11 protein-coding genes are annotated in these 13,471 nt (G+C 38.1%); 4 read left to right on the forward strand and 7 right to left on the reverse strand.

What is annotated here, in order from left to right:
• Nucleotides 1-14: 14 nt before the first annotated feature.
• Genes AC6H0V_RS14410 through AC6H0V_RS14425 form a run of 4 tightly spaced genes read right to left on the reverse strand, consistent with a single transcriptional unit; the run spans nucleotide 15 to nucleotide 4,514 of the window.
• A complete protein-coding gene (locus tag AC6H0V_RS14410) occupies nucleotides 15-1,193 on the reverse strand; it encodes a glycosyltransferase family 4 protein (protein ID WP_497560890.1) in 1,179 nt (392 codons plus the stop codon).
• Complete coding sequence (locus AC6H0V_RS14415) at nucleotides 1,190-2,239, reverse strand: glycosyltransferase family 4 protein (protein WP_497560891.1); 1,050 nt, start codon at nucleotides 2,237-2,239, stop codon at nucleotides 1,190-1,192. The genes AC6H0V_RS14410 and AC6H0V_RS14415 overlap by 4 nt, the downstream gene beginning before the upstream one ends.
• Nucleotides 2,193-3,536 (reverse strand): protoporphyrinogen/coproporphyrinogen oxidase, encoded by a 1,344-nt coding sequence (locus AC6H0V_RS14420; RefSeq protein ID WP_497560892.1) that lies wholly within the window; start codon nucleotides 3,534-3,536, stop codon nucleotides 2,193-2,195. Before AC6H0V_RS14420 ends, AC6H0V_RS14415 begins: the two co-directional genes overlap by 47 nt.
• An 18-nt stretch (nucleotides 3,537-3,554) precedes the next feature.
• Nucleotides 3,555-4,514 (reverse strand): NAD-dependent epimerase/dehydratase family protein, encoded by a 960-nt coding sequence (locus AC6H0V_RS14425; RefSeq protein WP_497560893.1) that lies wholly within the window; start codon nucleotides 4,512-4,514, stop codon nucleotides 3,555-3,557.
• A gap of 286 nt (nucleotides 4,515-4,800) precedes the next feature.
• On the opposite strand from AC6H0V_RS14425, the gene AC6H0V_RS14430 reads away from it, so the two are divergent.
• Nucleotides 4,801-7,128, forward strand: coding sequence for a S9 family peptidase (locus AC6H0V_RS14430; RefSeq protein ID WP_497560894.1), 2,328 nt, complete (start codon nucleotides 4,801-4,803; stop codon nucleotides 7,126-7,128).
• 17 nt (nucleotides 7,129-7,145) lie between these two features.
• Here AC6H0V_RS14430 and AC6H0V_RS14435 read toward each other — a convergent pair whose 3' ends face one another.
• Nucleotides 7,146-7,412, reverse strand: a complete 267-nt coding sequence (locus AC6H0V_RS14435) for a hypothetical protein (protein WP_497560895.1) — start codon at nucleotides 7,410-7,412, stop codon at nucleotides 7,146-7,148.
• 165 nt (nucleotides 7,413-7,577) lie between these two features.
• On the opposite strand from AC6H0V_RS14435, the gene AC6H0V_RS14440 reads away from it, so the two are divergent.
• Nucleotides 7,578-8,243 (forward strand): NAD-dependent epimerase/dehydratase family protein, encoded by a 666-nt coding sequence (locus tag AC6H0V_RS14440; RefSeq protein WP_497560896.1) that lies wholly within the window; start codon nucleotides 7,578-7,580, stop codon nucleotides 8,241-8,243.
• A gap of 28 nt (nucleotides 8,244-8,271) precedes the next feature.
• Here AC6H0V_RS14440 and AC6H0V_RS14445 read toward each other — a convergent pair whose 3' ends face one another.
• Nucleotides 8,272-8,445, reverse strand: coding sequence for a hypothetical protein (locus AC6H0V_RS14445; RefSeq protein WP_497560897.1), 174 nt, complete (start codon nucleotides 8,443-8,445; stop codon nucleotides 8,272-8,274).
• A 271-nt stretch (nucleotides 8,446-8,716) separates the two neighbouring features.
• Nucleotides 8,717-9,337: a porin family protein gene (locus AC6H0V_RS14450; protein WP_497560898.1), complete on the reverse strand. Its 621-nt coding sequence runs from the start codon at nucleotides 9,335-9,337 to the stop codon at nucleotides 8,717-8,719.
• Nucleotides 9,338-9,671: 334 nt separating this feature from the next.
• Between AC6H0V_RS14450 and AC6H0V_RS14455 the strand changes: the two genes are divergently transcribed.
• Nucleotides 9,672-11,378: a glycoside hydrolase family 3 protein gene (locus tag AC6H0V_RS14455; protein ID WP_497560899.1), complete on the forward strand. Its 1,707-nt coding sequence runs from the start codon at nucleotides 9,672-9,674 to the stop codon at nucleotides 11,376-11,378.
• 67 nt (nucleotides 11,379-11,445) lie between these two features.
• A complete protein-coding gene (locus AC6H0V_RS14460) occupies nucleotides 11,446-13,428 on the forward strand; it encodes a glycoside hydrolase domain-containing protein (protein ID WP_497560900.1) in 1,983 nt (660 codons plus the stop codon).
• The last annotated feature ends 43 nt before the right edge of the window (nucleotides 13,429-13,471 follow it).

A 13,471-nucleotide genomic window follows, 5' to 3' on the forward strand; every position in this document is an offset into this window, starting at 1 on the left:
GATAGAAAATCCAGTTAATAAACCAATGCTTCTATATACTTTTCTAAGATAAGTTCTTCTTCATACAGCAACTCTGCTATAGAGCGGGCTTTCAATCCTTTTTCTATTATCAATGCTGGATGATTTAAAATCTCTTCGATTATTCCTTTAAAAGAATCAATATCCGTAAAGCCGCAAACCCAGCCTATTTGGTGTTCAGTTATTAATTTGCCAATTTCAGAATCTATAGCACCAAAAAATAAGATAGGATGTCCAGAGGCCAGAATGTCGTACGTTTTGCTTGGCACGGCAAACCCTTTCATTTCTTCCAAACATGAAACAATTGCAATGTCACAGGCGTTCAGCATTACATTTTTATCCCCTTGGTAATACCCTAGATAGGTAATCAAATCAATATTTCTATTTTGTTCTCTCAACGAAAGGAATGAATCTAGTAATACTCCTTTACCTAAGAATAAGAAATGAACATTTAACTCGGGGTTAATTTGGTCGATCAAACACAATAATTTATTTAAACCTTGACATCTCCCCATATTTCCTGCAAAAGAAAAAACCAGTTTATCTGTGAGCTGATTCTTTATAATAATGTCATTCCCTTTTTTTTCTTGGAAAAAAACCATCTCCGTATCTGTCCAGCAAGGAATGGTTATAATTTTAGTGGCACAACGTACTTTTTCTTTCAGCACTGCTGTCATATCACTACCTATTGAAATTATAATATCAAAGCATTCATATGCTCTATTAAAGGGATATAACAATATTTGATAAAACACACTTGGTTTCATGACCCCAGTGCCTATTAAAACCTCAGGAAATAGATCATAATTTATAATCACAATCTTATTACGCTTTATTTTCTTAAACAAAACGCACAAAAGCATAAAGAAAACAGGCTGGGTAAAGCATATAACCATGTCATCCCTCTGGGTTTTTCTTATTAATAAGAAGAAAAACTGTAAAGACATTATAAACTGCCCTATCATACGTAAAATCAAGCTCTTTCTAGCAAAATTATTAGCAGTTACCGGATGGATCATAACATGATCTTCCCTTCCCAATTCCTTTTTGGTACAGGGAAAAACCACATGTACTTCTTTTTTACCGGCTAATTTTTCAGCTATTCCTCTAACAAAATAGCCTATTGCATTTTCGGTATAAGGACTATAAAATTCTGTTGCAATCCAGATGCTCATTGTGAATTATTTATATCCTTGGTAATTAAAAACCTCCATGCCAGAAAACACATTAGTAGCACACAGGCTAAAATTAAGTATTGAATATTTATATTAAGGCTTGGGAGAGAGCAAGCGATAACAATCAATAAAATATTGGCGCTCCAGGCTACGATATCTGTTTTTAGGCGACTAAATCCGCCATGTTGCAATCGCAGAGAGAAATGATCAGGGCTTCCTAACCACCATCGCAAACCCTTTTTAAGCCGAACGATAACAAGGAAAATCAATTCAAATAACATCACACCTGGAACTAAAATAATCCAAGAGGCATTAACAATTAGTGAATGTGAATTTGGAAAACCAAAAATACAAAAAGAGGCCACCAGAAATCCCAATAAATGTGATCCGGCATCTCCCAAGAAAATTGAAGCTTTCGGGAAGTTAAAGAAAAGGAAACCGAGCGTTGAGCCGCCCACAATAACTCCAAATAATGCTAGGGAGGGATAAAAGAAAATCGGTATAAAAAATATAAAAAAGCAAAGTCCAGCAACTAAGCCATCGCATACATCGGTTAAATTAGCCGCATTTACAATTACAACTATCCAAATTACTGAAAACAGTAAATCCAGTGCTAAATTATTAAACAACGAAAATCTCATTCCCAATGCTGCGGTTATTAAAGCTAAAAGTGATTGCCACACGATCTTTTTTTTAGCACTATAGGTAAAAAGATCATCCAACACCCCTAGCGCAAGAAAACCAAGAGCTCCTAAACCCAAGCCAATTCCGTTAGGAGTTAGGTATTCATTAACAGAGCTGAAGAAAACAAGATAAATCAATACAGAAAAACATAATCCGCCAAAGAGACCTACACCACCCAAATAAGCTATAGGTTTGGTGTGTTGAGCAACAATAGGATTCGGTTGATTAACAATATTTTTTTTTATTGCAAAAGCCCGTATCCCAAATGTACAGAGAGCCCCACCGGCTATTGCAGTAATAAATAAAATAACTAAATCAACAATCCTCATATCTACCGAGTGTTTTAGAAAAATTAAAACCATCTTCAAGGTTTTTAGACATTGAAGAATATTCCCAACTGCCGTATCTTCCGGCGGATGTGATTTTTATCTTAGCTAAGTATTCGTGGGCATAATTAACAATGCGTTCGCTTTCGGGCGTAAAAATAACGTATGCAGGATTTGCTTCCCACAAATGAATTCCTATTATCTTTTGGTGATCATTGATCAAGTTCAGACTGTGCAAACCATTGACCACGCTTTTTTTAAGCTGATCTGGATTCGTTTCTTGACCGGCAGGTAAGGGAATTTCTGCAAGTAGGCCCCATCCATTTGCGGGCGCGTTATGTTTATCGAATTCTGTCATAAAAATAAGCCTAGTAAATGGAATACCAGGATCGGTATAATACCTCCAAAGACCTGGATCGATAGGTCGCGGACCTTCAATGGCTAATCCTATAGAAATAACTTTATTCCACTTTAACTTATCTACTTCCTTTAAAAGTTTGTTGGGTGTATTTTTGCATATTTTTATTAAGGTGGGAAGTGGAATTGTAGAAAGGCAATGCTCATTGTAATTGTATTCACTTATAGCTTGATCCTTTTTTACTAAAACCGCTTTTTTCTGAGGATCGATTTGTACGATTTCACTATTTAAATGTAAATTTTTAACTCGCTTTGCCAGTCCATTGCTAAGAACTTCCATTCCTCTAAGCGGAGAATCGATATCGGGCTGGGGATAAAAGGCGTTCGTATTATACGTTTCCCTAAATTTATTTGCATCGAAAAGACCCTCTAATATTTCTTCATAAGATGGTTGGTGCAAATTCCATAATTGCCCATTTGTAGAAATTTTATCGAGCGGGTACTTCCATTGCTTTTCATTATATGGATAATAAAAAAGTTCACACATTGCCTTACCAAAAGTATCGGTAAGGAATTGTTTATAGGAAGAGCTTTTTAAATTTTTGTTTTTGTTAAAGTGTGCTATTGAGAAGTCTCTTATGCAATTGATTTTAGCCGAAATGGTTAAACTACCTAGATTAAGCTGAAATGGATATCTTACAATGCCCTCACTCGTTTCAATCCAGGCAATGGGAGAACAATCTTTTAATACGTCCCCTAACGTTGACCTAATTTCTGCGAGCACATCGGGTTTGGTGCAATGAAAAAGATGAAGTACATGATCAAACCAATATCCCCCATTAAAACAGTGAGAACGCACCAATCCTCCAGGTCGATCCTGTCTTTCAAAAATCATTGATTGATTCCCCAATCCTGCTGCCGCTGCTAAACCAGTAATCCCTCCTCCTATAATAATTACATCACTTTTTGTTGTCATCAAGTTTTATGGCTTTTCCTAAATACAATCCTGGATAACATCTTCAATTGAAGTCCACACAATTTTATTAATAAACTGCTGTGCGTGAGAAGTATCTGGCCTACGGGCTAATACATCTTTTTGGTGAGGAAAAATCTCATGAAATGGCACATGAACTATGGAAGAATAAGATCTAGTGAAATGAATTACTTTTTCGGCTAATGATTGAATTGAAATGGTCTCTTCCGATCCAACATTAAATATATTGTTGTTTTCTTGCCAAGCATCGTCGTTGTTCATTAATTGCACAGCACTTTTTACAAATAATTTTACATCACTAAAGCATCTAGATTGCATTCCATCGCCGTAAACAATTACGGGGTTATGTTTAAGAGCGGCTTGGATAAAAGACGGTAATACCATTCCATAAGTGGCTAACTGCAGGCGCCCAACAACATTAAAAGGTCTAATGATCAGGATCTTTCTCCCTTTTTTAGCTTCTCTTAGTCCTATCTGCTCCATCTGCCACTTCCCTGCAGCATAACCCAAAACTCCACCATCATATTGTTTTAGGTTCTCGATTGTAATATTGCTGTTCTCTTTCACCTTTTCTTGCTCCTTAGTTAGCCCGTAAACGGAAGAGGAAGACAGTAAAACTATAGGCGTATCTCCGGTGTATTTTATAATATTCTCCGAGCCCTGTACAGAAGTTAGATAGGCAAGATGGGCATTTTTTTTCGCCAATCGCATTCCAACTATCCCTGCCAAATGAACAACTATATCTACTTTAGGAAGATTCTGTACATCTTTATCCTTCATCACATCGCCTTGAAAGAAAATTAGATTAGGATCAACTGGTAGATTTTTTATCGTGCCTGTAGATAAATTATCCAGCACATAGACTTTCATTCCTATTTCTAAAAAATATTGAGCAAAGTAGCTTCCAATAAAGCCCGCCCCTCCTGTTAGGAGTACACTCTTTGTTGAATCTAAAATCATAGGTAATGGTTAATGGCTGTTTGCACTCACAAAATAATAATTATTTTCTTAAAAGTGACAAGCGTATATCTCCATACATAATAACGGCTAGCACATAAAAAATGGCATCTTTATTTGAGATACATTTAATTGGACACGAATAAACAGTATTGCCTTGCTGTCTTTGACTGAATAAAACTAAAAGTTTGGCTTTATGCGTTGAGATTCAACATGTATTATTCTTGGTACTTTAAAATCAATCAACCGAAAGATATTATTTTTATCGGATAGGAATAAATATAGACATATGAATAAGTATTTACTTACCGTGACATTAGTTGCGCTCACACTGGCAACAAATGCTCAAAAAGCAAGCTTAACGGCAAAAGATTACGAACGCGCTGAAAGCTTTATGGCTGCCAATGTAATGCAATATGTAGATCGAGCGTCTATAAATCCCAATTGGATAGATGGAGATCGATTTTGGTACACCGTAAATTCTACCAAGGGCACCGAATTTATTTTGGTTGATCCGGGTAAAAGAACGCGTTTGGCTGCTTTTGATCAAGAAAAACTGGCTGAAGCCCTTTCAACTGCAACAGGGAAAAAATACGATAGTACCAAATTACCTTTACAGGGCCTTAGCTTTAGCGCTGATGGTAAATCCATTCAATTTACCGCTGATGGTAAACGATGGAACTATGACCTTCAGGGAAATAAGATTGCCACTGTTGAGGCAACAAAAGAAAATTCAGGTCAATCCATGCGTTTGGGAAGATTTGGAGGAGGCAATGATGTAGCTTCTCCGGATGGCACAAAAACTGTATTTATTAAAGATTGGAACCTGTGGGTAAGGGATGTAGCAACAAAAAAAGAAAAACAACTAACTACAGACGGCGTAAAAAATTATGGCTACGCTACCGATAATGCGGGATGGACCATGAGCGATCGACCTGTAGTAAGATGGTCGCCGGATTCGAAAAAAGTGGCTACATTTCAACAAGATCAGCGCAATGTTAGTGATATGTATTTGGTTACCACCAATGTAGGCGCTCCCGTATTAAAGGCTTGGAAATATCCATTGCCCGGCGATAAGGAAATTGCGACCATTAGAAGGGTTATCATTGATGTAGAGACCGCTAAAATAGTGAATTTACAAATTCCAGCTGATCCACACAGGGCAACTTTAAGCGATGATATCGCTAGCAGTGGAACTTTTGATGATATTGATTGGAAAGCTGATGGATCTGAAATGGCATTTTTATCCACTTCTAGAGACCATAAACAAGAGAAATTCAGAATCGCTGATGCCTCTACAGGTGCCGTGCGTGAAGTATTTGAAGAAACTGTTAAAACACAGTTCGAATCAGGCCGTGGCGTGATCAACTGGAGATATCTGCCAGATTCGAAAGAAATCATCTGGTATTCTGAACGCGATAACTGGGGCCATCTTTATCTGTACGACGCGACCACGGGTAAACTTAAAAACCAAATCACCAAGGGCGATTGGTTGGTTACAAAATTGATCAAAGTAGATGAGAAAAATAGAACCCTTTATTTTATGGGCGGAGGTAGAGAGCCCGGCAATCCCTATTTTGGTTATTTCTATAAAGTTGGCTTTGATGGTAAAAATTTAACTTTATTAACACCTGATTTAGGTAACCATACCATTTCTTTATCGCCTACAGGCAATTATTTTATTGATACCTATTCGCAACCGGATGTGCCAACAGCAATGGCTTTTAGGGACATAAAAGGAAAATTAATTGGTCAATTAGAAAAAACAGATGTATCAAGGTTAACCGCAATTGGATGGAAAGCACCAGCACCAGTTAGCCTAAAAGCAAATGATGGCACAACCGATATCTATGGTTTGGTATTTACGCCTACCCAAATGGATCCGAATAAAAAATATCCTGTAGTAGATTATATTTATCCCGGGCCACAGGGAGGAAGTGTTGGTAGTTGGTCGTTTTCTGCTGCCAGAGGCGATCATCAGGCCTTGGCAGAACTTGGATTTATTGTGGTAGTAATAGAGGGTACCAGCAATCCATTCCGCTCAAAAAGCTTCCATGATATGAGCTATGGTAATATGGCCGAAAATACATTGCCTGATCAGATCACTGCCATCAGACAATTAGCTAAAACGTACCCCATAGATACCAATAAAGTAGGGATCTGGGGCCACTCTGGAGGAGGATTCGCTACTGCAGCCGCCATGTTCAGGTATCCCGATTTCTTTAAGGTTGGCATAGCCGAATCAGGAAACCATGATAATAGAAATTATGAGGACGATTGGGGAGAGCGCTACAACGGTTTGGCCGAAAATTCAAATTATGAAGCGCAGGCCAACCAAAATTATGCTAAAAATTTGAAAGGTAAATTGTTATTGGCCCATGGAATGATGGATAACAATGTTCCGCCATCAAACACCATGTTAGTTGTTGATGCGCTGATTAAGGCAAATAAAAGTTTTGATCTAATAGTATTCCCCAATAGTCCACATGGATATGGTCCTTATTCGGCCTACATGATGAGAAGGCGCTGGGATTATTTTGTACAGAACCTATTGAATATGGAACCACCAAAAGATTATATCATTGGAGCCAATGCCCCTCAAAGAGGAAAGAATTAGGTTTGAGTTGGGAGTTTTTAGTTGGGAGTATTATCTACTTCAAACTCATCACTCCCATCCCGATAGCTATCGGAACGTGGCTTAGTAACGTGTTCAGCTAATTTGTAACCCTTTCGTTCTTCTTTATTGTCTTTATCCAAGAACAGGAGTACTATTAACGAGATAATGGGGATTAAAAAAGAGATAAAAAACCAGAACCAGAAATTTTTGCCTATGCTTTTGGCGTATATCCCCGCTACAAACTGAGGAATAAGCATAACACATAAGAGGAGTAGTTCTGGCATGTTAGTTTTTTTCAAATTTAAACAAAAGATTTAAACCACATAGAAACATAGAGAGCATAGCTAATATTAAATCTACGACTGCTATGTCCCTATGTGGTTAAAAAATTTGGCATACACGCGCCCGCTGCTTATCGCTTTTCTCCCATCTTTACCTTAAATTTGATTATGGATACAAAATTTAAGGCCGTCATTACCGGTTCTACAGGGATGGTGGGCGAAGGTGTGCTGTACGAATGTCTGCAACATCCAGATGTGACGGAGGTTTTAGTGATCAACCGAAAACCTTGTGGTTACACTCATCCCAAGCTCAAAGAATTAATCCATGCAGATTTTTTCAACTTTTCTTCCATAGAAGATCAGCTAACTGGTTACAATGCCTGCTTTTTCTGTTTGGGCGTATCATCTGTAGGGATGTCGAAAGAAGACTACTACCAAAAAACCTATGTACTAACGATGCACGTTGCTACCACCCTAAGCAAATTGAATAAAGAGATGACATTTTGCTATGTGTCGGGCGCCGGAACTTACAGTAGTGAGGAAGGAAGTTTAAATTGGGCCAAGGTTAAGGGCAAAACCGAGAATGATTTAATGAAATTGCCCTTTTCGCAGGTCTTTAATTTTAGGCCTGGGATTATTAAACCAACTCCTGGTTTAAAATACACCCATAAGGCCTACAACTATTTCGGCTGGCTGTTTTTTATACTCAAAACGATCAATAAAAACAGTTTTGTTACGCTAAGGGAAATTGGCCTTGCCATGATCAATACCATGCGCACTACTACAGCAAGAAAAGTTTTAGAAGTTAAGGATATCAAAGAATTAGCTAATTAGCTCATGTGCTAATTAGCTAATTGTGGAATTATTCTCCTCGTTTACGCTGATTATCTTTGTTAGAGGTCTGATCAGATCGCTGCCCTCCAGAATTACTGATTCCGTTTTCTTTTTTGTCAAGTTTAATATTATGGTTTGCCCTATCGGCTTTTGAACCTCCCTGTACAGTGGGATTGTTTTTTGGAGTGGACTGATCTTTCATGGTTTTGATTTTTAGTTAACAACTAAGCAGAGCGATGATAGGTTAACTTGCAGATGCGTCTTTTTGTTTTAAATTTTCAATATCAACCTCAAAATTAGCTTTACTGATTTAAGCAAGTACTCAAAGTATTTAGTTAAATCTGCCTTATCGGTGTAATCATTAAAATCTGTATATCCTATAAAAAAAGAGACTACCCTCTTGAGTAATCTCTCTATGCATCTAGCCCCTATCCTCAAGGACGAATAAAGGGCTGAGCCGTGAACCTTTAACTTTAAAACTTAATTCCCAAACCTAACTGAAACACTTGGTTTTTGAACTCTGGTGTTGTAGTGCTTCCATTCTCATTATTCTTTTGAAAATCCAATGCATAACGACCGTTTAAACCAACTTTATTATTAAAGTCGTACCTAAAACCTATTACGCCTCCTACCAAGTTCTTTTTGAAACGATCTGATTCGTCTTCAACAATGGTTTGTTGTGCTGTTCCAAATCCACTTTCAAATTTATTATCCGTTGACAACAAAAATGAAACCTGTGGCCCAACCACTACGTTAAACCCATCAGCCAATTGGATACTTGCCAAAATAGGAAGATCGATAAAACTTGTAGTTTGAGTAAACTCTCCAAAGGTTGAAGTGCTTTTGTAACCTTTAGTTGAATACAGTAACTCTGGTGTAAATGCTAAATTCTCGAGCAATTTAACATCTAATGTTACACCTGCATGAAAGCCTACCAAGTAGTCTGTTTTGAAATTGTTATTACCATCATCTTTGATGATATTAGAGTAGTTTGCACCGGCTTTAATACCTAGTCTAATCGCTTTGTCTGTTGATTGTGCATTTGCAACGCCCGTTATGAACAAGCCGATTGCTAAAATCATTATTTTTTTCATGTGTTTTAAATTAATTTTGGGACTCCATGTCCCTTCTAACCTCATAGAGTTCCATGCCTAATGGAATAAATGTGCCAAAAACGTGGTGGTCGGCCTTAAAAGTCGGACTAATAGGGTTTAGAATTGATAAACAGCATTTTAGAACCTCATTTCACAATTATCTTCCCACACTGAAAATATTTCCTATCTCATTTAGAGTGTATCAAATTCAATACATTCTCCTTTTCAGGAGCAATACCAAAGCAAAATGCCTTCGTAAAGGGTTTTTGAACACTTCAAGATTACCGATATCATATTATTTACTTAATTTTAGGGCTTCTCCATGATTTATAAAATGAAAAAATCTTTTTTTTACACCCTTATCTTGGCAATTGCCATATCTTCAATTACGGTAAAAGCACAACAAACTTCTTACATCGATTTATTAAAAAATGAACCCAAATGGGTTGATTCGGTTTTTAATAAATTGAACAAAAGACAACGGATAGCCCAAATGTTCTTTGTTGCAGCCTACACCAATAAAAGTAAGGCCTTCTCAGATTCAGTGGGGAAAGTTATCAAAAAGGAAAAAGTAGGAGGATTGGTCTTTTTTCAAGGAGGTCCTGGCCGACAAGCAATCTTAACCAATCAATATCAGAAATTAGCCCGCGTGCCCTTATTGATCGCCTCTGATGGAGAATGGGGAATGGGGATGCGTTTAGACAGTACCATTTCTTACCCCTATCAAATGGCTTTGGGAGCAGTGCAAAACAAAGAACTGATCTATAAAATGGGTCTCGAAGTGGCCAAAGATTTTAAAAGAGTGGGTATGCACATGAATTTAGCGCCCGATGTAGATGTAAACAACAATGCCAAAAATCCAGTAATAAATTACCGCTCGTTTGGAGAAAATAAATATAATGTGGCCGAAAAAGGTGCTTCCTATTTAAAGGGAATGCAGGATGGGGGTTTATTAGTTAGCATCAAGCATTTCCCCGGACATGGCGATACGGACGTAGATTCGCACTATGATCTACCCCAGCTTAAATTTACAAAAGAACGCTTAGATACCCTAGAAATGTATCCCTTTAAAGAATTGGTTAATAGTGGAGCAGCAGGTGTGATGATTGCACACATGAATATTCCATCATTAGATGCCACACCAAATATGCCTTCAACATTGTCTAAACCAATCGTAACCGGAATCTTAAAGGAACAGATCGGTTTTAAGGGCATTATTATATCTGATGCCATGGGAATGAAAGGTGTTGTTAAATATTTCAAGGATGGCGAGGCCGATGTGATGGGCATTATTGCGGGAAATGATATCTTGGAACTCTCCGAAAACAGCAAAAGAGCGGTTAAAATGGTTCGTCAGGCCATTAGAGACCAGCGTTTGACCATGGAACGTATAGATGAGAGCGTAAAGAAAATTTTAACCGCTAAATATTGGGCTGGATTAAATGTAAAGCAAACCATAAAAGAAGATAACGTAGTTGCCGAAGTAAACAGGCCCGAAAGTTTAGTGCTGTTACAACAATTGGCTGATGCAAGCATGACGCTCCTGAGAGGAAGAGAGTACATTCAGCTATTAACCCCGGTAAAAAGAACCGTTATTATCAATGTCGGAACTCCCGACCCAACTGTTTTTCAAAAAGAACTGGCAAAGGTGTATAAGAACTCTGTATACTATAACTTGGATAAAAATGCAACCCCAAATGCGATTTCGAAAGTAATTTCAGAAATCAAATTAGATGATCAGGTTATCATTGCCGTTGTTGATACGAGGTCTAGACCAAACAACAATTTGCCACTTAGCGCAGATGTTAAGCAATTCTTGGCTAACATGGCCAAAAATCAGGCGGTGTTTGCTTTTTTTGCGAATCCATATAATCTCGCCAGTTTACCTGGCTTAGAAAGCGCCAAAGCGTTATTGGTAGCCTACCAAAAGGAAGATTTTATGCAAAAAGCGGCCGCCTCAGTTTTTAAAAATGAACTGATGCCTACCGGGAAACTTCCAGTAACCGTAAACGGATTCTTTAAGTATGGAGAAGGATTATAGGGTTGGCGTCTCAGGTAAGCGTTTGGCGAACTCAAGTAGCTAAGCGCCATCCGCTATTTATATGAATATGAAAAAAATCCTTTTATTATACTTTTTCCTGACTTTAGCTTGCCAAACTCAAGCACAACAACCTAGTTTTGTGGCTGTAAAATTGGTAAATGTCTTCTTGGGTACTTCCGGCGATCATGGGCAGTTAAGTCCTGCCGCTTCATCGCCATTTGGCATGATGAGCATTGGACCACAAACCTACCCCAATCTGCATGCGGGATACGAATACAATGCAAAGCAGTTTCTGGGTTTCACTCACAATAGATTTGAAGGTGTGGGATGCAAAGGAAGCGGGGGATTATTGTTGATCAAACCATTTTTGGGTGAAGAAAACAGTGAACTTATAAAAGTTAACGAAGATGCAAGCCCTGGTTATTACCACGTGCGTTTTGACAACCAAATAGATGTTAGACTTACTGCTTTGGATAAAAGCGGGATGCATCAATATAAGTTCCCGAAGGGTAAAAAAGGGTTGATCATAGATTTTGGGCATGCTTTTTCCGGAATTTTTGTAGCCGAAGAACATACGGTTGATGATAAGGGAATCCATGGTTGGATTGAAGCAAAAACCACCTGTAAGGAAGGAAAATACCGAGTGTACTATCAGATCTTTATTAATAAACCCATCTTTAAACAAACGGACAATAAACATAAACTTAAGTTCTTTTTCGATGAAAATGAGACGAATGTTGAGCTCTCAATCGGTTTCTCATCCATCAGTAATGGCTATGCATTAGAAAATGCCAAACTACTTTCATTTAATGCGATCAAAGCTAAAACCGAAACCCTCTGGAATGAGAAATTGAGCACCATTAAAGCCGATGGAAACCTAGAAAGCCAACGATTATTTTATTCGCTTTTGTACCGTACGATGCAATCGCCCTATCAGATTTCAGAGACTGATGGAAAATATCGGGCAACAAACGGAACCATCCAACAATCAAAAGAAATTTTTTATAACGGTTGGGCCCTTTGGGATAATTATCGTACCCAGCTCCCCTTATTATCACTTATTCAGCCCAAAGCATTTCAGGATTTTACCAGTTCTATCGCCCAATTATATACGAACGGCAAAAAAGATTATGCCACTCAAACCGAACCGTCTAACACCGTAAGAACCGAACACGCTCTTGTAGTGCTATTAGATGCCTATCGCAAAGGATACAAGGTTGATTTTGCAAAAATCAGCGATTCGCTAGTTGCGGATATGAATAGATTGGATTTTAATTCGCCCGACAAGGCTTTAGAAGCAAGTTATGATGTTTGGGCTTTAGCACAGGTGTATAAATTATTGAACCAACCATCTTTGTATCAGAAATACCTAGAAAAAGCGGCAGAGTATCAAAAATATTGGACTAAAGATTTTAAGGACATTAGCAAGAACGACGTGGATGTAATGCAGGCACGGGGCTTATATCAGGGAACGGTTTGGCAATATCGATGGTTTGTTCCCTTTGACGTTAAGGGGTTGAAAATGCTATGTGGTGGCGATGAAGCTTATCTTTCCCAATTGAATACGTTCTATAAAAAAGATTATTACAATCATGCCAACGAGCCTGATCTGCAGGTTCCATTAATGCATAATACCACATCAACCCCATGGGTATCGCAGAAATGGATGCACCAATTGGCGGCAGATACTGTAGTACAATATTACTTTAATGAAAACAGCCGGGGGATAGACCCTTTTATAGATAGGATCTATAAAAACGAGCCTAAAGCCTATATAAGAACAATGGACGATGATGCGGGGGCAATGTCTGCATGGTACATCTTTACCGCTAGCGGGTTTTCTCCGGCTTGTGTAGGATGGCCTATCTACTACCTTAATGTACCCCTGTTTAAAACGATTACCTACCAAGTGGCAAACGGCAAACGGTTCAATATTAGAGTTATTAATTTCGCAAAAGACAATGTTTATATCGCTGAAGTAACGCTAAACGGCAAAAGCTTAAATCGAATTGGATTACACAAGAAGAAATCACCAATGGCGGAGAGCTAACCATCACTGCTTCGAAAACACCAAACATTAAATTTGGAACAGA

The sequence above is a fragment of the Pedobacter sp. NO84 genome (genome assembly GCF_059703915.1).

Coding starts and splice junctions, on each gene's coding strand:
- AC6H0V_RS14410 (WP_497560890.1), bottom strand. CDS start 1,193: ATGAGCATCTGGATTGCAACAGAATTTTATAGTCCTTATACCGAAAAT.
- AC6H0V_RS14415 (WP_497560891.1), bottom strand. CDS start 2,239: ATGGTTTTAATTTTTCTAAAACACTCGGTAGATATGAGGATTGTTGAT.
- AC6H0V_RS14420 (WP_497560892.1), bottom strand. CDS start 3,536: ATGACAACAAAAAGTGATGTAATTATTATAGGAGGAGGGATTACTGGT.
- AC6H0V_RS14425 (WP_497560893.1), bottom strand. CDS start 4,514: ATGATTTTAGATTCAACAAAGAGTGTACTCCTAACAGGAGGGGCGGGC.
- AC6H0V_RS14430 (WP_497560894.1), top strand. CDS start 4,801: ATGAATAAGTATTTACTTACCGTGACATTAGTTGCGCTCACACTGGCA.
- AC6H0V_RS14435 (WP_497560895.1), bottom strand. CDS start 7,412: ATGCCAGAACTACTCCTCTTATGTGTTATGCTTATTCCTCAGTTTGTA.
- AC6H0V_RS14440 (WP_497560896.1), top strand. CDS start 7,578: ATGGATACAAAATTTAAGGCCGTCATTACCGGTTCTACAGGGATGGTG.
- AC6H0V_RS14445 (WP_497560897.1), bottom strand. CDS start 8,445: ATGAAAGATCAGTCCACTCCAAAAAACAATCCCACTGTACAGGGAGGT.
- AC6H0V_RS14450 (WP_497560898.1), bottom strand. CDS start 9,337: ATGAAAAAAATAATGATTTTAGCAATCGGCTTGTTCATAACGGGCGTT.
- AC6H0V_RS14455 (WP_497560899.1), top strand. CDS start 9,672: ATGAAAAAATCTTTTTTTTACACCCTTATCTTGGCAATTGCCATATCT.
- AC6H0V_RS14460 (WP_497560900.1), top strand. CDS start 11,446: ATGAAAAAAATCCTTTTATTATACTTTTTCCTGACTTTAGCTTGCCAA.